The following is an 18,782-nucleotide window of genomic DNA, read 5'->3' on the forward strand; positions in this document are numbered from 1 at the left end:
TGGTTTGGGGGCGGCGCGAACGGGTTCAGGCATCCGGCTGCTCCGTTTGCGCCGGCTGATGCGGACTGGCTTGGGCCGGGCGCTGTTCCAGCGTGTCCATCTGCATCTCGAAGCTGAAGAAGCGGTTGCGCCCCCGGGATTTGGCGGTGTAGAGCGCATCGTCAGCACGCCGCAGCAAGCCTTCGACCGTGGTGCTGTCGTCCGGCGTGCAGGTGGTGATGCCGCCTGAGATCGTCACATGGGGCGCCAGTGGCGAGGCCGGGTGCAAGGGCGCACTGAGGCTCAGTGTGCGCAGCACCGCGCGCGCGAACATCATGGCGCCGGCGCGTGGCGTACCCGGAAGAATCAAGGCGAACTCTTCGCCGCCGTAGCGCGCGGCGCTGTCCCGGGGGCGGCGGCAGGTCTGCTGCAGCAGGCGCCCGACACGTTGCAGGCAGGCGTCGCCTTCCACATGCCCCAGGCTGTCGTTGTAGCTCTTGAAGTAATCGACGTCGCACAGCACCAGGGTCAGCGGCTGCTGCTCGCGCCTGGCGCTGGCGATTTCCTGCTGCAGGCGGTGGTCGAAGGCACGGCGATTCGGCAGCCCGGTGAGGGAATCTTCGTGGCTGAGCCGGCTAAGCTGCTCATTGGCCAGCCGCAACTCTTCCGACAGCTCGATCAAGCGGCCCTGGATGCGGCGCAGGCGCTGCATGGCCCGCAGCTTGGCCTGCAGCACCGTGGCCGAGACCGGTTTGACCAGGTAGTCGTCACCGCCGGATTCGATGCCCAGCCAAAGATCCTGATCCTGATCGCGGCTGGACAGAAAGATGATGGGCGTCCACCCGCCCGCCTCCGCAGCCCGCATATGGCTGGCCACCCAGTAGCCGTCGCGTTCGGGCATCTCCACGTCCAGCAGCACCAGGTCGGGCTTGGCGGCGCCGAACAACTGCAGTGCCTGCTCGGCCCCATCGGCCTCCAGCACCTGATGGCCGCTGGCGGCGAGCTGGGCGACCAGCACCTGACGCGCCGAGGCTTGATCGTCGACGACCAGAACCTGCAAAGGGGGAAGGGCGGCAGGCAGTTCCATGCGTGTGGCACAACGGTGGAGGGCGGGCCCATTATCTGGAGTCTCGGCCGCTGCCGCACAGGGTTTGTGCGGAGAGTCTTCCCTTCGTCGCTTGCCGCTACAGATTTCCTCAAGGATGCCGATACCCTGCCATGGCCCGGCTTGTGCGGGTTGCAAGGAGCAGGGCGGCGGCCTTGAACACCACATGACAGAAACCACTCATCTCGAAGCCAAGGTCTTGCTGCTCGAGCATGACCCGATCCAGTACCAGTGCCTGATGGACTTCTGCGCCGAGGTCGGGCTGAATGCCATGCCGCGCACCGCGCTGGACGCGCTGCCGACGCTGGGCCAGCACAAGGATCTGGGTGGCGTGCTGCTGGCGGAGGACCTGCCCTGCGACGGGCCGGACAGCCTGGGGCTGGCCCGCCAGATCCACAAGCTGCGCCCTGAGCTGCCGATCTTCCTGCGCCGAACCAGTTCACGCGCCCTCAGCGAGGCAGAGCAGGAGGCGGTGCGGCACGCCTGGGTCACCGGCGATACCGAGCAGCTGCGCGCCAATGTCGAGCGCAGCATCTTCAGCCTGCGTTATCCCACGGCGCTGGTGGACGGCGTGATGGATCTGACCAGCTCGGCCATCCGCTCGATGTTTCCGCATGCCAAGGTGACGGCGGAGTCACCCTTTGTCGTTCATGACCGGATCATCTTTGGCCAAGTCTCGACCTTGATCGCGCTGGAAAGCACCTGGTGTCGCGGCTACATGATGCTGCAGACCGAGGAGCATGCACTGCGCCAAGGCATGATCCAGGGCTTCGGTTTCGAGGGCGTGGGCGGCGACCTGAATTTCCGCGAGCTGAACAATCTACTGGGCGAGACGACCAACCTGATCTGGGGCGCGTTCAAGAACCGTTTCATTCCGCCGCGCGCCTTCACCAGCCAGCAGACCCAGGTGCCCATCGTCATCAACCACGAGCAGAAGTACATCTCCTTCGGCTCGCAGGATCCTCAGCTGTGCATCCGCTACCAGTTGGCCGATCCGAGGCGGCCGGGCATGCCGCCGCTGGTGATCGTTCAGCGCCTGATCTTCAATCTGCATTGGTCACCGGAGGAGTTCGCCGAGTTCGCAGCCGCGCCGCCTGAAAAGGGCGACACCGGTGAGCTGGAGCTGTTCTGAGTCGCCGATACTCCAGCGAACCTGACTGACTGACTGATCGATTGAATTCGCGCCTGTCCGAGGAGAAGTACTGATGGCGAATGTTCTTGTGGTCGACGACTCGAGCACCATGCGAGAGATCGTGGCCAGCTTCCTGAGCAAGAACGGTTTTGAGGTGGCGGTGGCCACCGATGGTCGTGATGGGCTGGCGCAGCTGCGCCAGGATCCTGGAATCCGGTTGGTCCTGAGTGATATCAACATGCCCAATATGGACGGGCTGACGATGGCTGAGAAGATCCGCTCCGAACTGGGCAACCAGGAGGTTCGCATCGTTATGCTCACCACCGAGGACAACGTCGAGATGCGCGAGCGCGGCCGCGCGATCGGCGTGACCGGCTGGATCGTCAAGCCGTTCCGGGGCGATGTGGTCCTGGGGCCGCTGAAGAAGCTGTGCGGCCTCGCGCCGGGTTGAGGCCTGTCAGAGTCGCCAGAGTCAGGCGCCGCGCAGCAAGCCACGCTGCTCCAGCGTGTCCATCTGCATCTCGTAGCTGAAGAAACGCTGGCGCCCGCGCATCTTTGCGGTGTAGAGGGCATCGTCGGCCCGCAACAGCAAGTCCTGGGCGTTGGTGCCTTCGTCGGGCACGCAGGTGGTGATGCCGCCAGAAACCGTGATGTAGGGCCCGACATCGGAGTCGGGATGCGGCATGGCAGCGCGCTCGACGGCCCGCAGCAGCGCGCGGGTGTAAGTCATCGCGCCGGAGCGCGGTGTTTCCGGCAGCACCAGCGCGAACTCCTCGCCGCCGTAGCGCGCGGCAAAGTCTCTCGGGCGCAGACAGCTCGCTTGCAGCAGCTTGGCGATGCTGCGCAGGCAATCGTCTCCAGCAAGATGCCCCAGGCTGTCGTTGTAGCGTTTGAAGTGGTCGACGTCGCACAGCACCACCGTGAGCGGTGTGCCATGGCGGCGCGCATCGGCGATCTCGACCTGCAGCCGCTCGTCTAGGGCCCGCCGGTTCATCAGGCCGGTCAGCCCGTCCTGGCGTGACAGTTCGGTGAGTTGCGCATTCGCGGCGATCAACTCGTCCGACACCCGGACCAGTTCGCGCCGCATGCGCAGCAGCCTTTGCATGGCGCGCAACTTGGCCACCAAGGTCATCGTGGAGACGGGGCGGACCAGGTAGTCGTCGCCACCTGCCTCGATGCCTTGCCAGATGTCCTCGGCCTGATCGCGTTGCGACAGAAAGATGATGGGCGTCCAGCCGCCGGGCTCTGCCGCGCGCATGGCGCGGGCAGCCCAATAGCCGTCGTGGCCAGGCATCTCGATGTCCAGCAGCACCAGGTCCGGGCGGTGGCGCTTGAACAGCTCCAGCCCCCATTCGGCACTGTCGGCTTCGATGACGCGGTGGCCGACGCGGTCGAGCTCGGCGGTGACGGCCACGCGGGTGGTGCTCTGATCGTCAACGATCAGCACGGTGAGGGCAGACTCTGCTCTGGAATTCATCTCAACTTTCGCACCGAGCCTTGCAGCCGAGGTGCCTGGCAGGACTGTGTCCGGAAGTGGGGCTCGCTGTTGGGCGGACTCGAACGCCGACAGCTGCGCCTTGCGCAGCCGCCTTGTCCGTTCCTTGATCTGTTGTGATCAAGTCGCTGCGACATGAGCTGCGCCCTAAAGCCCAAGGTTTGCTGACGCAGACGCCTGGCCTACAGCACCGCCGTTGTACGCAGTGCTTGGGCTTTGTGGCATCGGCCGGCCCTGGCGGGCCTTAACTTGGCGGATGCCAAGTTAGCCTTCGCCGCAAGGCTGCCGATCCGCTGAGCGGATGCCGGTCTTACAGCCCCGCCGCTGCACGCAGCGCGGCCGCCTTGTCCGTTCGCTCCCAGGTGAACTCGGGCTCTTCGCGACCGAAGTGGCCGTAGGCTGCGGTCTTGGAGTAGATCGGGCGCAGCAGGTCCAGCATCTGGATGATGCCTTTGGGACGGAGGTCGAAATGCTCGTTGACCAAGGCGGCGATCTTGTCGTCCGAGATCACGCCGGTGCCTTCGGTGTAGACCGTCACGTTCATCGGGCGCGCCACGCCGATCGCGTAGGCGACCTGGATCTGGCACTGCTTGGCCAGGCCGGCGGCCACGATGTTCTTGGCCACATAGCGGGCGGCATAGGCGGCCGAGCGGTCCACCTTGGTCGGGTCCTTGCCCGAGAAGGCGCCGCCGCCGTGCGGGCAGGCGCCGCCATAGGTGTCGACGATGATCTTGCGGCCGGTCAGGCCGCAGTCACCCTGCGGGCCGCCGATGACGAAACGGCCAGTCGGGTTGATCAGGTACTTGGTGTCGGCCGTCAGCCACTCCTTGGGCAGCACAGGCTTGATGATCTCCTCACGCACCGCCTCGTAGAACTCGGGCGTCATCTTGTCACCCAGGCTCATCTCCGGCGCGTGCTGGGTCGACAGCACGACGGTGTCGATCGAGTGCGGCTTGCCGTCCACATAGCGCAGCGTGACCTGGCTCTTGGCGTCGGGGCGCAGGAAGGGCAGGCGGCCGTCCTTGCGCATCTGCGCTTGGCGCTCCACCAGACGGTGCGCGTAATAGATCGGCGCCGGCATCAGTTCGGGGGTCTCGTCGCAGGCGTAGCCGAACATCAGGCCCTGGTCGCCGGCGCCGGTGTTCAGGTAGTCGTCGCTGGCGCGGTCCACGCCCTGGGCGATGTCATTGGATTGCTTGTCATAGGCCACCAGCACCGCGCAGCCCTTGTAGTCGATGCCGTACTCGGTGTTGTCATAGCCGATGCGCTTGATGGTGTCGCGTGCCACCTGGATGTAATCGACATTGGCTTGCGTGGTGATCTCACCGGCCAGCACGACCAGGCCGGTGTTGGTCAGTGTTTCAGCCGCGACACGGGACACCGGGTCCTGGGCCAGGATTGCGTCGAGAATGGCATCCGAGATCTGATCGGCCACCTTGTCGGGGTGTCCTTCGGAAACTGATTCGGAAGTAAAGAGAAAATCGCTCGCCACTGGGTGCTCCTAAATAGTCAGTCGGTCGGCGTTGCCGGGCTGTCAGGAGACGCGGCGAACGCTTTAGCGGCATTTGTTGAGCATGACAGCCCGGCGGCGTTTCGATGACTCGATAAACAGCCGCATCGCCCCGCAAGTTGTCCAAATTAACTCGGCGATGCGCCAATTATAGAAACATGATCTCGCTCTTGCGCCTGATGTCCCGCAGTCCCCTGTGGCTGCTGCATGGTCTTGGAGCCCTCATCGGCTGGCTGACCTGGTGGGCGTCGCCCACCTATCGGCGGCGCTTTCGTGCCAATGTGCAGACGGCCGGCCTGGCCTGGCCCTTGGCGCGCCCGGCCATCGCCCACGCCGGGCGCATGCTGGCCGAGCTGCCGTGGATGTGGTTGCGACCCAAGGACCAGCCCTTGGGCCAGCGCGTGCGCTGGGAAGACGATGGCCTGGTTGAGGCCGCCTTGGCGCAAGGGCGCGGGCTGCTGCTGCTGACGCCGCACCTGGGCTGCTTTGAAGTGACGGCCCAGGCCTATGCCGAGATCTTCGGCGCGCGCACGCCGATCACCGTGCTGTTCCGTCCGGCCCGCAAGGCCTGGATGCGCGCGCTGGTGGACGGCTCGCGCGAGCGGCCAGGCCTGGCGACGGCGCCTGCCAGCCTGGCCGGCGTGCGCCAGATGCTGCGCGCGTTGCGTCAAGGCCAGGTGATCGGGCTGCTGCCGGATCAGGTGCCGCCGGAAGGGCTGGGCGTGTGGGCGCCGTTCTTTGGTCAGCCGGCCTACACGATGACGCTGGCGGCCAAGCTCAGTCAGCAAAGCGGGGCGCCGATTCTGCTGATCTGGGGTGAACGCCTGCCGCACGGGCGTGGCTATGTGGTGCGCGTGCGACCCGGGCCCCAGGTGCCGGCCGATTCCACGCCAGAATCTGCCGCCACGCTCATCAACCAGGCCATGGAAGAACTGATCCGCTTGTCGCCCCAGCAGTACCTGTGGGGCTACCACCGCTACAAGAGCCCGCGTGGCCTCGACCTGGGCCAGGGCCCCGGTGCTGCAGCCGGGCGGCAGGAGTCGTGACGGTGGGAGGGCTTCTGAAGCGCGCAGCGTCTCACCTCTTCATCGGGCTGCTGTGGCTGCTTCACTTGCTGCCGATGCCGCTTCTGGCCGCGCTCGGCCGGGCCCTGGGTGCGCTGCTGTGGGCCTTGGCGCGCCGCCGCCGCCGTGTGGCCTTGCGCAATATCGAGCTGTGCTTTCCCGAGCAACCGATCACCTGGCGGCGTGAGCTGGCGCGCGAACACTTCGCCTGGCTGGGGCGCAGCCTGCTGGAGCGCAGCCTGCTGTGGTTTGCGTCGGCCGAGCGTCTGCAGCGGCTGATGCGCATCAAGGGCAATATCAAGCTGGCCGAGCAGAGCGAGGCGCCGGTAATGTGGCTGCTGCCGCATTTCGTCGGCCTCGAATGGTCTGCGCCGGCCACCATGCTCAACCAGTCGACCCCGGGCGTCGATGTCTACCAGGCGCAGAGCAACGCGGTGTTCGACGCCCGCCTGCTGGCCGGGCGGGCGCGCTTTGGCAAGGTGGCTTTGGTCGATCGGCACGATGGCATCCGGCCGGTGCTGCGCCTGATCAAGCAGGGCTATGCCTTCATGAATGCGCCAGACATGGATTTCGGCGAGAAGGACTCGGCCTTCGTGCCCTTCTTCGGCGTGCCCGCCTGCACGCTGCTGGCGCCGTCGCGCATCGCCAGCACCATGGGCATGGTGGTGCAGCCGCTGCTCATCAAGATGCTGCCGGGCGGGCAGGGCTACGAGATCGAGGCCTGTGAGCCGCTGGCCGGCTATCCGAGTGGCGATCCGGTGGCGGACGCGCGGCTGCTGAACCAATGGCTGGAGGCGCGCATCCGCGAATGCCCGGCCCAGTACCTCTGGGTCCACAAACGATTCAAGACCCGTCCGGCGGGCGAGCCCTCGGTGTACTGAGTTCGGGCCCTTCGTTCTGCGGCGCCTGCAGCGGCAGGGACAGCGTGAAGCTTGAGCCCGCGCCGAGCGTGCTGCTGAGCTCGATCTGGCCGCCCAGCACGCTGGTGACGATGTTGTGCGTGATGTGCAGGCCCAGGCCCGAACCGCCGGTGCCCAGCCGGGTCGTGAAGAAGGGCTCGAAGACGTGATTCAGGTCATCCGGACGGATGCCGCAGCCGTCGTCGCTCACGCTCAGGCGCAGCGTCTGTGCATCCAGCGCCTGCGCCGCGATCGTGATGGTGCCCGCTAGCCCTTCCGCGAAGCCATGCAGCATGGCGTTGTTGATCAGATTGGTCAGCGCCTGGCCGAGCGGTCCCGGATAACTGTCCAGGCGCAGCGCCGGATCGATGTGCTGCAGTACCCGGCAACCCGATTTGCGCAGGCTGGGTGAAAGCGTCAGCAGGATTTCTCCCACCAGGTCCGCTAGCTGGAACTGGCGGCGCTGCGAGCTGGTCTGGTCCACCGCCACCTGCTTGAAGCTCATGACGAGGTCGCTGGCCCGGTCCAGATTGCGCAGCAGGATCTCGGTGCTTTGCGCCGCATCGCTCAGGAACTGCGTCAAGGTGCTGCGGCGCATGCCTTGTTCGGCCTGACGGGCCAGCTGCTGCACGCGGTCTTCCAGCGTGCTGGCGACGGTCAGGCTGTTGCCGATTGGCGTGTTCAGTTCATGGGCCACGCCGGCCACCAGTGCGCCCAAAGCGGCCAGCTTCTCCGACATGACCAGATGCTTTTGTGCCAGCCGCAAATCGATCAGCGTGCGGCTCAATTCCTGGTTGGCGCTCTGCAGGTCGGCCGTGCGCTGCTCAACGCGTTGCTCCAGTTGCGCATTCAGGTCCTCGATCTCGTGCTGCGCGCGCCGCACCTCAGTCACGTCCCGGGCCAGCACGATCAGTAAGTGTTCGCCACGGGCTTCGAAGCTGGCGGCATTCAGCAGTACCTCGCGCACCTGGCCTTGGCTTGCATTCAGCAGCATGAAGTGGTCGCTGGCGCCGCCGCTGGACAGCACCTGCTGCACCAGGGATTCGCGCTGGCTGAGGTCATGCCAGATGTTGAGCTCGAGCGAGGTGCGGCCGATGACCTCCTCGCGGCTGAGCCCGGTGATGCGTTCAAACGCGTCGTTGACCTCGATGTAGCAGCCGTCGCTCAGGCGCGAGATCGACATCAGCTCGGGCATCAGTTTGAAGGCCACCCGGAACTGTTCGTGGATGGCGTTCTGCTCGGTCATGTCGCGGGCGATCCAGACGGCATGGTCGTAGCCGCGGCCGCTGAGCGCGATCAAGGTGCAGTTCACCATGCAGTCCCGCACGCCGCCATCGCGGCGGCGCAGTTGCACCAGCCGGTCACGCGCAGTGCCGTCGCGGTACATCTCTTCGATCAGCAGCTTGCGTTGCTCGGCATGGACCCAGACCTTGAACTCCGACATCAGGTGGCCGACCACCTCGGCGGGCGCATAGCCGCTGATGTTCTGGAAGCCCTGATTAGCCTCGATGATCAGCCCGTCGCTCAGTCGTGTGATGACGATCCAGTCCGGGCTGGCGTGAAAGGCGCGGGCGAATCGATCTGCCCTCGAATCATCCAGCTGCGTCAGCAACCAGCGTCTGAGCGCTGCGGGGATGAGACGGGTGAACGCGGCCATGAGTGTGCAGGTTGGGCATGGTCTGCCGCTTCGATGGTACTGCTGACTTGCAGCGCGGGCAGCGCATCGGAGGCCCGATAATAGGGACATGAACCTGCGCTTCACCAAGATGCAAGGGGCGGGCAACGACTTCGTCGTGATCGATGCCACCCAGCAGCCCCTGAGCTTGAGCCCCGAGCAGATGCGCCAGCTGGGCGACCGCCGCTTCGGCGTGGGCTGCGACCAGATTCTGGTGATCGAGAAGAGTGCGGAACCGGGCGTGGACTTCGGCTACCGCATCTTCAACAACGACGGCGATGAGGTTGAGCACTGCGGCAACGGCGCGCGCTGCTTCGTGCGCTATGTGGCCGACAAGGGCCTGTCAGCCAAACGCAGCATCACTGTGCGCACCGTCAACGCCTTGCTGGAGCTGCATCTGCGTGACGACGGCCGAGTCACCGTGGACATGGGCGCGCCGGTCTTTGCGCTGGACAAGGTGCCGTTCGACGCGCAAGGCCTGACCCCCAGGCTGGTGAATGCATTCGAGCTGTGGCCGCTGGCCGATCTGCATTGCGAGCTGGCGATACTGTCGATGGGCAATCCGCATGCGGTGCAGCGCGTGGCTGATGTGGACACCGCGCCGGTGCTGACGCTGGGGCCGCGCGTCGAGAACCATGCGCGCTTTGCGCGCCGCGTCAACGCCGGCTTTCTGCAGGTGCTGGACCGCGGCCATGTGAAGCTGCGCGTGTTCGAGCGCGGCGCGGGCGAAACCCTGGCCTGCGGTACCGGTGCCTGTGCGGCTGTGGTGGCCGGCATCCGCCTGGGCTGGCTGGACGAGCGCGTCGATGTGCAGGCGCGCGGCGGACTGTTGACGATCGAGTGGCCGGGCCTGAGCCGCGGCCTGGACGCGCCGGTGCTGATGACCGGGCCGGCACAAACTGTTTTTGATGGAGAGATCACGCTGTGAGCAACCAAGGCAACCCGGGCACCGAGGGCATCACCGAGCAGGACATCGCCGACTTCCTGCTCAACAACCCGAGCTTCTTCGAGCGCCACGCCGAGCTGCTGGCCAATGTGCAGCTGAGCCATCCGCACAACCAGCGCACCGTGTCGCTGCAGGAGCGCCAGGCCGAGATGCTGCGCGAGAAGATCAAGGGCCTGGAGTTCAAGATCATCGAGATGATCCGCAACGGCCAGGAGAACGTCGCCATCGCCGATCGCTTGCACCGCTGGACCCTGGCGCTGATGCTGACCCAGGACGCCGCCGCCGTGCCCGAGGTGCTGGCGCGCGAGTTGCGCCACCAGTTCATGATCCCGGCCGCCGGCTTGCGCCTGTGGGGCGTGGGCGAGGCGCATGCGCAAGCCGACTTCGCGCAGGCCTGCAGCGCCGACGTGCGCAGCTTTGCCGGCAGCCTGTCGCAGCCCTATTGCGGAGTGAACTCGGGCTTCGAAGCGGCCAACTGGCTGGGCGGTGATCAAGACATGGCTTCTCTGGCGCTGATTCCGCTCAAGCATGGCGGCACTAGCTTTGGCCTGCTGGTGCTGGGCTCGCCGGACCCGACGCGCTACACCGCTGAGATGGGCACCGAGTTCCTGGCCCGCATCGGCGAGATCGCCAGCGCGGGCCTGGCGCGTCTGCTGCCGGGCGCAGGCGATGGCGCTGGCGCCTGAGGGCGATCTCGCCCGCTACCTGGACTATCTGCGCGTGCAGCGCCGCCTGGCCGCGCGTACGCTGACGCTCTATACCGATGCACTGCTGCGCCTGCAGCAGCTGGCCGAGCGCGACGGCGTGGCGTTGCGCCAGCTGCAGGCCGCCCAGGCGCGCCGCTGGCTGGCGGCCACGCACGGCGAAGGCCTGGGTCCGCGCACGCTGGCGCTTCTGTTGTCAGCCTGGCGCGGCTTCTATCAATGGCTGGGCCGCGAAGGCCTGGTGACGCAGAACCCGATCGCCGGCCTGCGTGCGCCCAAGGCGGCCAAGCCGCTGCCCAAGGCCCTTTCGGCCGACGACGCGGTGCAGCTGGCTGACTTCAAGTACGACAGCGGCGATGCCCGCATCGAGGCACGCGACCGCTGCATCGTTGAACTTCTCTACGGCTGCGGCCTGCGTGTGGCCGAGCTGGTGGGCCTGGACGCGCAGGCCAGCGGCACGGCGCGCGGCTGGGTTGACCAGCAATCCGGCGAGGCGCAGGTGCTGGGCAAGGGCGGCAAGCGCCGCAGCGTGCCGGTGGGCTCGGCGGCGCTGGCGGCGCTGCAGGCCTGGCTGGCCTTGCGGCCCGAGCTGGCGCGGGCGGATGAGCCGGCGCTGTTCGTCGGCGCGCGCGGCGCGCGCATCTCGGATGGGCAGGTGCGAGTGGCGCTGAAGCAGCGCGCGCTGCGGGCCGGCATGCCCAGCCATGTGCATCCGCACATGCTGCGCCATTCCTTTGCCTCGCACCTGCTGCAATCCAGCGGCGACCTGCGTGGCGTGCAGGAGTTGCTGGGCCATGCGCATATCGCGACCACGCAGGTCTATACGAAGCTGGATTACCAGCATCTCGCCAAGGTCTACGACGCGGCCCACCCACGCGCCAAGAAGAAATGAACCACGCCCGGCCTGCGCCTGCCTTGGCGGGGCCGCAAGACTGATAACCTCCGCGCCCATGTCCAAGATTGATCTGAGCCTTGTCTGCCGCGCTGCGGGCGCGCTGACCTTGTCACTGCTGTCCATCACCGCGCTGGCGCAACGCGTCGAGCAGCGCGACGAGGCAGCGGCGGCCTTGCCCCTGCCGGCCTTTCTGCAGGCGCAGCCCGCGGCTTTCGAGCTCAACTGGACGCCGTTGCGCATGCCCACCCAGGACCGCATCGCGCTGCTGGGCGCCAGCTATCTGGTGGCGATGAACGAGGGCTGGGGCGTAGGCCCGAGCTTCTACGGCGCTGCACAAGGCAACTATGGCGGCATCTTCACTGTCGGCTTCACCGCCCAGCGCCGTGGCCGCCTGAGCCCGAATCTGCACTGGGCGGCCAGCCTCTACGCCGGCGCTGGCGGCGGTCTGAGCTCGGACCAGGTGCGCTTCGGCGGCGGGCTGATGCTGCGCCCCGAGTTGTCACTGCGCGCCGAAGCCGGCAACTGGTACTACGGCGTATCGGCGGCGCACACGCGCTTCCCCAGCGGCAACGTCAAGGGCAGTTCGGTGGGGCTTGTGCTGGGCTATTCCGACGGCTTCATGAGCTACGCGCCGCGGGATGCCGGCCGGCGCGCCAGCAGCTACAAGCGCAGCGGCCTGGGCTTCGATGAGATTGCGCTGAGCGTGGGCCGCTACAAGCCGCACAGCAGCGCGCGCAACCGTAGCGGCACGCCGTCCGCCAGCATGGGCAAGGCCGGTGCGGTGCTGCGCCAGTACGTCACCGACGGCGCCTGGTGGGGCCTGGAGGCCGCCGGTGCGGCATCAGGCGGCGCTGATGGCTATATGGAAGTGCTTGGCACGCTGGGTGAGGACTTCGCGCTCGGCTCGCCGCGACTGCGCGGCGGCTGGCATGTGGCCGCCGGCCTGGGCGGTGGCGGCGATGTGGACACCGGCAATGGCTGGCTGGTGAAGGCCGGGCCGACGCTGCGCTGGAAATCGCCCTGGGGCCCAAGCCTGCATCTGGATGCCGGCGTGATGGGTGCTGCCACGGGCAAGTTCAAGTCCACCTTTGCACGCTTCTCGCTGGCCTTGCCGCTGGATGAGGCGATTGGCCGCGAAGGCCCGTTCGCTGAGCGCGAGGGCCTAGTGCAGACGCAGGCCGTGTACGCCAGCCTGCAGCATCTGCCCAATGTGCGCTTCAAGAACGGCCGCGAAGAGAGCGTTGGGCATCTGGCGATGGTGCTGACGCGTGACTTGGGCCGCAATGTCTACGGCACGGCGCAGGCCGGCAGCGCCGCTTTCGGCAGCGCCGGGGCTTACTCCTTCGGCCTGTTCGGCCTGGGGGTGCAGACCCAGCCCTGGGCCAGCCTGCCGGGGCAACCGCGCGTCGGTGTCGAGGCGCTGGTGGGTGCCGCCGGCGGCGGCGGCGTAGCGGTGGCCGGCGGGGCGGTGGCGCAGGCCGAGGCCTGGGCGCAATGGTCGCTGGGTAGCGAGCAGCGCTGGCGCCTGCGCACTGGCCTGGGCCAGTGGCGCAGCCTGCGAGGCGAAACGCAAGCGTCCTCGCTGGTGAATGTGTCGCTGGGCTACGCCTTCGGTACGCTGACTCGCTGAAGCGCTGACGCTTCAAGCGCATCACTTTGTTGCGGCGTCTCGCCGTGCTGCAGCACTGTATTCGGCTGGTGGCCGCGTGCTGCACCTGAAGCGACAGCGCTCGCCGCGGCGCGGCGACAATCGCGGCCATGAAAAGCATTCGTCTTCGCGCCGGCAAGGAGCGCTCGCTGCAGCGCCGCCACCCCTGGATCTTTCAAGGCTCGATCGAGAAAGGCCGGGCCGACGCCGGTGAGACCGTGCGCGTCGACTCTGCCGAGGGTGAATTCCTCTGCTGGGCCGCCTTCAGCCCCGAATCGCAGATCCGCGCGCGCGCCTGGAGTTTTGACGCCGCCGAGCGCATCGACGCGGCCTTCTTCCAGCGCCGCATCGAATCAGCCGTGGCGGTGCGTGCGCGGCTGCCGATTGCCTCGGACGCGGTGCGGCTGTTCCATGGCGAATCCGACGGCCTGCCGGGCCTGATCGTCGACCGCTATGGCGACACGCTGGTGGCGCAGTTTGGCACCGCCGGCACGGAGCGCTGGAAGGCGGTGATCGCCGATGCGTTGCTGGCCGCCACCGGCCTTGCGCGCCTGTACGAGCGCAGCGATGCCAGCGTGCGCGGCCTCGAAGGCCTGCCCGAGGTGCGCGGCTGGCTGCGCGGCGAGGGTGTCACCGAGATCGTGATCCAGGAGCATGAGTGGCGCCTCAGCCTGGATGTGGCCGAGGGCCACAAGACCGGCTACTACTTGGACCAGCGCGACAGCCGCAAGAAGTTTGCCGAGGTCGTGCGCCACTACGGCGCGAAGTCGGTGCTCAACTGCTTCAGCTACACCGGCGGCTTCTCGGTGGCTGCGCTGGCCGGCGGCGCTGAAGAAGTGATCAGCGTCGATTCCTCCGGCCCGGCGCTTGAGCGTGCCTGCGCCCATGTGGCGCTGAACGGCTTTGATGCCGCGCGCCACACGGCGCTGGATGCCGATGTCAATCAGACCCTGCGCCGCTATCTGCAGGAAGGCCGCACGTTTGACGCCATCGTGCTCGACCCGCCCAAGTTCGCGCCCACGGCCGCGCACGCCGAGCGCGCCGCGCGTGCCTACAAGGACATCAACCGCCTGGGCCTGAAGCTGCTGGCGCCTGGCGGCCTGCTGTTCACCTTCTCTTGCTCGGGCGGCATCCCGCCGGACCTGTTCCACAAGATCGTGGCCGGTGCAGGCCTGGATGCCGGCGTGGACGGCTTCATCCTCGACCGCGTCGGCGCGGCGCCCGACCATCCGCAGACGATCTACTTCCCCGAGGGCGAATACCTGAAGGGTTTGCTGATCCTGAAGCGCTGAGGCGATACCCCGCCTTCAGCCCCGCGTCGGCAGCGCCAGCCGCGGGTCGAACTTCACGCGCTGCAGGCTGAAGAAGCTTTTGACATTGCGCACATTGGCCTGCTGCGTGAACAGGCGTTGAACCAGCGCGTTATAGGCCGGCATGTCGGACGTCTGCACCACCAGCACGAAATCCGGCCCTGGCGAGACGCGCCAGCACTGCTGCACAGCCGCATCGCCGACGACGGCCTGCTCGAAGGCCTGCAGATGCTCGGCGCCCTGGCGGTCCAGCGTGATCTCCACGATGGCTGACAGGCCGGCGCCCACCTTGGCCGGCGACAGCAGCGCCACGCGCCGCTCGATGATGCCGCTCTCCACCAGCCGCTTCACCCTCCGCAGGCAGGTGGCCGGCGAGATGTGCGCGCGCTCGGCCAGCGCTTGGTTGGACAGCGAGGCATCCTGCTGCAAGAGGTCGAGCAGGCGCAGATCGGTGCCGTCGAGTCCGGAGTGAATGATTGATTCATTCATAAATAATTCTTTCGTGAAATATTATTGGGTAATTTATCACGCTCGGTTTTTGATTTCAAAACAGATTCGAAATTGAAAGCATCTGTCTTGCTGGCCTGCCTACCATCGCCCTCGGCAACTTGGCCGCAACCCTGGGAGACAAGCTATGTGTGGCATCGTCGGCGCCGTCAGTCAGCGCAACATCGTTCCGGTTCTCATCGAAGGCTTGAAGCGCCTGGAATACCGTGGCTATGACTCTTGCGGCGTGGCGGTGCACCAGGGCGGCGAACTCAAGCGTGCGCGCAGCACCTCGCGTGTGGCTGAACTCGACGCGTTGTCTGCCGAAGACGGCATTGCCTCGGGCACCGGCATTGCCCACACGCGCTGGGCCACGCACGGCGTGCCGGCGGTGCACAACGCCCACCCGCATTTCTCGCATGGCCCGAATGCCGCTGCAGCCACGGCCGGGCGCATTGCGCTGGTGCACAACGGCATCATCGAGAACCATGACGAACTGCGCGCCGAGCTGAAAGGCCGCGGCTACGAATTCCTCAGCCAGACCGACACCGAGGTGATCGCCCATCTGGTGGACCACCACTACCACGGCGACCTGCTGGAGGCCGTGCAGCAGGCGCTGACCCGCCTGCGCGGCGCCTATGCGATTGCCGTGTTCTGCCGCGACGAGCCGCACCGCGTGATCGGTGCCCGCGAAGGCTCGCCGCTGGTGCTGGGCGTGGGCACCGACCCGGCGCAGGGCGAGCACTTCCTGGCTTCGGACGCGATGGCCCTGGCTGGCGTCACCGATCAGATCGTCTATCTGGAAGAGGGCGATGTGGTGGACCTGCAGCTGGGTCGCTACTGGATCAGCCAGCTGGATGCCGAAAGCGGCCGCTACCTGCCCGCTGAGCGCCAGGTGCGCACGGTGCACGCGCACAGTGGTGCTGCCGAGTTGGGCCCATATCGCCACTACATGCAGAAGGAAATCTTCGAGCAGCCGACCGCGATCGCCAATACGCTGGAGTCCATCACCAACATCAGCCCCGAGCTGTTCGGCGACGGCGCCTTCCGCATCTTCAAGGAAGTGGATTCGGTGCTGATCCTGGCCTGCGGCACCAGCTACTACGCCGGCTCCACAGCCAAGTATTGGCTGGAGAGCATCGCCAAGATCCCCACCAGTGTGGAGATCGCCAGCGAATACCGCTACCGCGACAGCGTGCCGAATCCGCGCACCCTGGTCGTTACGATAAGCCAGAGCGGCGAGACGGCCGACACGCTGGCGGCCCTCAAGCATGCGCGCGCTCAAGGCATGCTGCACACGCTGACGGTGTGCAACGTCTCCACCAGCGCCATGGTGCGCGAGTGCGAGCTGGCCTACATCACCCGCGCCGGTGCCGAGATTGGCGTGGCCTCCACCAAGGCCTTCACCACGCAATTGGTAGGCCTGTTCCTGCTGACGCTGGCGCTGGCGCAGACGCGCGGCCATCTCAGCGAAGCGCAGGAGCATGAGCACCTGAAGGCGCTGCGCCATCTGCCGGTGGCTGTGCAGGCCGTGCTGGCGCTGGAGCCGCAGGTGATCGCCTGGAGCGAAGAGTTCGCCCGCAAGGAAAACGCTCTGTTCCTGGGCCGCGGCCTGCATTACCCGATTGCGCTGGAGGGCGCCTTGAAGCTCAAGGAAATCTCCTACATCCACGCCGAGGCCTACCCGGCCGGCGAGCTGAAGCACGGCCCGTTGGCGCTGGTGACGGCCGAAATGCCGGTGGTGACGGTGGCGCCCAACGACACGCTGCTGGAAAAGCTCAAGAGCAATATGCAGGAAGTGCGCGCCCGCGGCGGCCAGCTCTATGTGTTTGCCGACGGCGACACGAAGATCGAAAGCGAGCCCGGCCTTCACGTGATCCGCATGCCTGAGCACTACGGTGCTCTGAGCCCCATCCTGCACACGGTACCGCTGCAATTGCTGGCGTATCACACGGCTTGCGCACGTGGGACGGATGTGGACAAGCCCAGAAACTTGGCCAAATCCGTGACGGTCGAATGACCGTCGCAGATTGCTGGTGTTCTTGGACATTAATGTCGTAATCTGTGCATTAAAGTCGCAAGTACGCGCTGAGGCAGGATGCGGCTCAGCATGAGTGCGCCGGCTGACTTCCACCGAAGTCGTAAACAGAAAGCGTCAGGGAACGGATCCCCTGCCAGTCCCTGATTGCGCCTGCGGCGCGATGCATGGCAGAAAGCTCACGAGGCGTGGCGGCCTCGCTCAACGGCCATGCAACCTGATGCTGCACCCAAAGACAGATAGATCGCACGGAGTCGATCGGCTAGATCCGTCTCATTGAGGCTCTTGGCTCTCAGGGGCGGCGCAAGGCTGACAGCGGCCGATCCGTTTCGGCGGGTGAGCGGCGGCTCTGGCCTGAAGCAGTCGTTCGCGGATCAGCTCCTCCTATGACCGCATCGGCTTGGTGAGCGGTCAGTCGCACGCCGCCGCGATCTCTGGGGCGGCCGAACGACCGCTGTCAGCGGCAGCGAATTGGTACGCCCGACCCGGAGCGGTCGTAGCCGCCGCAGCCCTCAGTGGCCGTTTGGCGGCGGGACCGGCCGTTCGAAGTACGCCCTGCGATGTCCGCTCCGAACAGGAGCGGTCTTTCGGCTGTACGGGCCTGAACACTTCAATCACGGTTAGGCTTGCGAAACCTTGCAAAGAACATCAGTGGTCAACAGATGGCGGGTAGACGACAGCACTTCATTCCGCGAATGCTCCTGCGTGGATTCGCGGACGGGAAGGAACAAGTACGCGTTACGCATCGCGTTCGCGGTGGGTTCTTGGCATCCATTAGCAACGTCGCACTTGAGCGGGATTTCTTCGGAGCACCTGGGCCAGGAACCGTAGACGAAGTAGTCTCAACCGAAGAAAACAAGATCAAAGAGATCCTCAAGGCGGTGTGCTTAACGAAGGGCGCCATCGACAGCGAAAGCGCGGCCACCCTGATATCGCACATGACGTCCCGTGTTCGAAGCATTCGCGCATACATGGAAGAGACGGGAAGGGTTGCGTTAGCTGAGATTGATCGCCGGTTTCAGGATGAGACCTCGATGCGAGAGTCCATCCTCCGTGAGATTCGCAAGGACCCCTCGTCGGTGAGCAAAGAGCTGGAAGACGCGCTCCAAACGCAGTACGGCAAGACAGTGCTTAAGCAGTTCAAGCGAACCCCGGCGTACAAACAGATGCTCAATGCAGCGATGGCTCAGGTTGAGGCGAGCATCATGAGCAGTGAGTTCTCAGGAATTGCCGACAGGTTTCGGGGTGTGCTGGCGACGTTTGGCGACAGCATGGGTGCAACGGTGTTTGGAGCGCACAGCAAAGCGTTACTTGCTGGCCCGACTCCGACAGCTAGAGTCAAAACCTTGAGCGCCTTTTCCTACGAGGCGGTCGAGTGCGACGGTATTGTCCTGAGCGACAGCATCGCGTGGTGTGTCCGAAAAGGTAGTCACCTCGCACCCATCTTCACGCTCGAAGACGACATCGAAAACATCTACATGCCGGTGTCTTCCTCGATCGTTCTTGTTGGAAGCAGTAGAGGCTCGCGAACAGAGATTCCGACAGCGAATGAGCTTCAGAGAGCAGCGTTTCGCGTAAGCGACGAGTTTGTGGTCGCACATCCATCCACCAATGTTGATGATGAGCTGGCCATCGAGTTTGGGACGTCTGGGACAGTAGCTGTCCGACGCATGGCTGACGAGCTTCGCAATGACCAACGCTAGAGGTACTTGGATCTTTCGATCTCAGGGCCTCTACCACTCGGGGAACCCGTCGCGCAACGGGTATCTGGAACCTGTCAGAAATTTTGTGTGTGAGGCATAGCATGTCGACAAGGAGCATGAATGCCACGCAAGACGAAGACGACCGCCACGGCGGACAAGGCGGACAAGGCGGCGCAGCCGCAATTCTCAGCCG

At 65.8% G+C, this 18,782-nt stretch carries 16 protein-coding genes; 11 read left to right on the forward strand and 5 right to left on the reverse strand.

The annotated features are described in order from the left end of the window. Positions 1 to 25: 25 nt before the first annotated feature. A complete protein-coding gene (locus tag ACIQ67_RS11705) occupies positions 26 to 1,066 on the reverse strand; it encodes a diguanylate cyclase domain-containing protein (RefSeq protein WP_397534544.1) in 1,041 nt (346 codons plus the stop codon). Between the two features lie 184 nt (positions 1,067 to 1,250). On the opposite strand from ACIQ67_RS11705, the gene ACIQ67_RS11710 reads away from it, so the two are divergent. Together ACIQ67_RS11710 and ACIQ67_RS11715 are read left to right on the forward strand one after the other, a co-directional pair. Beyond that, positions 1,251 to 2,216, forward strand: coding sequence for a chemotaxis protein CheX (locus tag ACIQ67_RS11710; RefSeq protein WP_397534545.1), 966 nt, complete (start codon positions 1,251 to 1,253; stop codon positions 2,214 to 2,216). Positions 2,217 to 2,289: 73 nt separating this feature from the next. Beyond that, the gene (locus tag ACIQ67_RS11715) at positions 2,290 to 2,667 is read left to right on the forward strand and encodes a response regulator (protein WP_397534546.1); all 378 of its coding nucleotides are present in this window, start codon (positions 2,290 to 2,292) and stop codon (positions 2,665 to 2,667) included. Positions 2,668 to 2,688: 21 nt separating this feature from the next. On the opposite strand, the gene ACIQ67_RS11720 is transcribed toward ACIQ67_RS11715, so the two are convergent. After that, the gene (locus tag ACIQ67_RS11720; RefSeq protein ID WP_397534547.1) at positions 2,689 to 3,693 is read right to left on the reverse strand and encodes a diguanylate cyclase domain-containing protein; all 1,005 of its coding nucleotides are present in this window, start codon (positions 3,691 to 3,693) and stop codon (positions 2,689 to 2,691) included. A gap of 328 nt (positions 3,694 to 4,021) precedes the next feature. Then, positions 4,022 to 5,203, reverse strand: a complete 1,182-nt coding sequence (metK, locus tag ACIQ67_RS11725; RefSeq protein ID WP_397534548.1) for a methionine adenosyltransferase — start codon at positions 5,201 to 5,203, stop codon at positions 4,022 to 4,024. 176 nt (positions 5,204 to 5,379) lie between these two features. On the opposite strand from metK, the gene ACIQ67_RS11730 reads away from it, so the two are divergent. Together ACIQ67_RS11730 and ACIQ67_RS11735 are read left to right on the forward strand one after the other, a co-directional pair. After that, the gene (locus tag ACIQ67_RS11730; RefSeq protein WP_397534549.1) at positions 5,380 to 6,267 is read left to right on the forward strand and encodes a lysophospholipid acyltransferase family protein; all 888 of its coding nucleotides are present in this window, start codon (positions 5,380 to 5,382) and stop codon (positions 6,265 to 6,267) included. Between the two features lie 74 nt (positions 6,268 to 6,341). Then, complete coding sequence (locus ACIQ67_RS11735) at positions 6,342 to 7,166, forward strand: lipid A biosynthesis acyltransferase (RefSeq protein ID WP_397534550.1); 825 nt, start codon at positions 6,342 to 6,344, stop codon at positions 7,164 to 7,166. Here ACIQ67_RS11735 and ACIQ67_RS11740 read toward each other — a convergent pair. Continuing rightward, entirely contained in the window at positions 7,129 to 8,841 is a 1,713-nt protein-coding gene (locus ACIQ67_RS11740) for a PAS domain S-box protein (protein ID WP_397534551.1), read from the reverse strand. The genes ACIQ67_RS11735 and ACIQ67_RS11740 overlap by 38 nt on opposite strands. A gap of 88 nt (positions 8,842 to 8,929) precedes the next feature. On the opposite strand from ACIQ67_RS11740, the gene dapF reads away from it, so the two are divergent. From dapF to ACIQ67_RS11765, 5 genes are all read left to right on the forward strand, one after another. Then, a complete protein-coding gene (gene dapF / locus ACIQ67_RS11745) occupies positions 8,930 to 9,787 on the forward strand; it encodes a diaminopimelate epimerase (RefSeq protein ID WP_397534552.1) in 858 nt (285 codons plus the stop codon). Continuing rightward, positions 9,784 to 10,491, forward strand: coding sequence for a DUF484 family protein (locus ACIQ67_RS11750; RefSeq protein WP_397534553.1), 708 nt, complete (start codon positions 9,784 to 9,786; stop codon positions 10,489 to 10,491). The genes dapF and ACIQ67_RS11750 overlap by 4 nt, the downstream gene beginning before the upstream one ends. Then, on the forward strand, positions 10,475 to 11,401 hold the full coding sequence (locus ACIQ67_RS11755) for a tyrosine recombinase XerC (protein WP_397534554.1): 927 nt from the start codon (positions 10,475 to 10,477) through the stop codon (positions 11,399 to 11,401). Before ACIQ67_RS11750 ends, ACIQ67_RS11755 begins: the two co-directional genes overlap by 17 nt. A 58-nt stretch (positions 11,402 to 11,459) precedes the next feature. Next, positions 11,460 to 13,034 carry a hypothetical protein gene (locus ACIQ67_RS11760; protein WP_397534555.1) on the forward strand — a complete coding sequence of 525 codons (1,575 nt, stop codon included), beginning with the start codon at positions 11,460 to 11,462 and terminating at the stop codon, positions 13,032 to 13,034. A 128-nt stretch (positions 13,035 to 13,162) separates the two neighbouring features. Then, positions 13,163 to 14,344 (forward strand): class I SAM-dependent rRNA methyltransferase, encoded by a 1,182-nt coding sequence (locus ACIQ67_RS11765; protein WP_397534556.1) that lies wholly within the window; start codon positions 13,163 to 13,165, stop codon positions 14,342 to 14,344. Between the two features lie 15 nt (positions 14,345 to 14,359). Here ACIQ67_RS11765 and ACIQ67_RS11770 read toward each other — a convergent pair whose 3' ends face one another. Beyond that, positions 14,360 to 14,851 carry an Lrp/AsnC family transcriptional regulator gene (locus tag ACIQ67_RS11770; protein ID WP_397534557.1) on the reverse strand — a complete coding sequence of 164 codons (492 nt, stop codon included), beginning with the start codon at positions 14,849 to 14,851 and terminating at the stop codon, positions 14,360 to 14,362. Between the two features lie 145 nt (positions 14,852 to 14,996). On the opposite strand from ACIQ67_RS11770, the gene glmS reads away from it, so the two are divergent. After that, complete coding sequence (gene glmS / locus ACIQ67_RS11775; RefSeq protein ID WP_397534558.1) at positions 14,997 to 16,868, forward strand: glutamine--fructose-6-phosphate transaminase (isomerizing); 1,872 nt, start codon at positions 14,997 to 14,999, stop codon at positions 16,866 to 16,868. A 680-nt stretch (positions 16,869 to 17,548) separates the two neighbouring features. After that, positions 17,549 to 18,589 (forward strand): DUF4238 domain-containing protein, encoded by a 1,041-nt coding sequence (locus ACIQ67_RS11780; RefSeq protein ID WP_397534559.1) that lies wholly within the window; start codon positions 17,549 to 17,551, stop codon positions 18,587 to 18,589. Positions 18,590 to 18,782: the final 193 nt, after the last annotated feature.

Origin of the sequence: Roseateles sp., from assembly GCF_044373315.1 — a bacterium.
Taxonomy (GTDB): domain Bacteria; phylum Pseudomonadota; class Gammaproteobacteria; order Burkholderiales; family Burkholderiaceae_C; genus JACDQM01.

What these genes read in the sequence shown, in the direction of transcription:
- ACIQ67_RS11730 (WP_397534549.1), top strand. Translation starts at nt 5,380, where the DNA reads ATGATCTCGCTCTTGCGCCTGATGTCCCGCAGTCCCCTGTGGCTGCTG.
- ACIQ67_RS11760 (WP_397534555.1), top strand. Translation starts at nt 11,460, where the DNA reads ATGTCCAAGATTGATCTGAGCCTTGTCTGCCGCGCTGCGGGCGCGCTG.
- ACIQ67_RS11770 (WP_397534557.1), bottom strand. Translation starts at nt 14,851, where the DNA reads ATGAATGAATCAATCATTCACTCCGGACTCGACGGCACCGATCTGCGC.
- ACIQ67_RS11755 (WP_397534554.1), top strand. Translation starts at nt 10,475, where the DNA reads ATGGCGCTGGCGCCTGAGGGCGATCTCGCCCGCTACCTGGACTATCTG.
- glmS (WP_397534558.1), top strand. Translation starts at nt 14,997, where the DNA reads ATGTGTGGCATCGTCGGCGCCGTCAGTCAGCGCAACATCGTTCCGGTT.
- ACIQ67_RS11740 (WP_397534551.1), bottom strand. Translation starts at nt 8,841, where the DNA reads ATGGCCGCGTTCACCCGTCTCATCCCCGCAGCGCTCAGACGCTGGTTG.
- ACIQ67_RS11710 (WP_397534545.1), top strand. Translation starts at nt 1,251, where the DNA reads ATGACAGAAACCACTCATCTCGAAGCCAAGGTCTTGCTGCTCGAGCAT.
- ACIQ67_RS11735 (WP_397534550.1), top strand. Translation starts at nt 6,342, where the DNA reads ATGCCGCTTCTGGCCGCGCTCGGCCGGGCCCTGGGTGCGCTGCTGTGG.
- ACIQ67_RS11765 (WP_397534556.1), top strand. Translation starts at nt 13,163, where the DNA reads ATGAAAAGCATTCGTCTTCGCGCCGGCAAGGAGCGCTCGCTGCAGCGC.
- ACIQ67_RS11715 (WP_397534546.1), top strand. Translation starts at nt 2,290, where the DNA reads ATGGCGAATGTTCTTGTGGTCGACGACTCGAGCACCATGCGAGAGATC.
- ACIQ67_RS11780 (WP_397534559.1), top strand. Translation starts at nt 17,549, where the DNA reads ATGGCGGGTAGACGACAGCACTTCATTCCGCGAATGCTCCTGCGTGGA.
- ACIQ67_RS11705 (WP_397534544.1), bottom strand. Translation starts at nt 1,066, where the DNA reads ATGGAACTGCCTGCCGCCCTTCCCCCTTTGCAGGTTCTGGTCGTCGAC.
- ACIQ67_RS11720 (WP_397534547.1), bottom strand. Translation starts at nt 3,693, where the DNA reads ATGAATTCCAGAGCAGAGTCTGCCCTCACCGTGCTGATCGTTGACGAT.
- dapF (WP_397534552.1), top strand. Translation starts at nt 8,930, where the DNA reads ATGAACCTGCGCTTCACCAAGATGCAAGGGGCGGGCAACGACTTCGTC.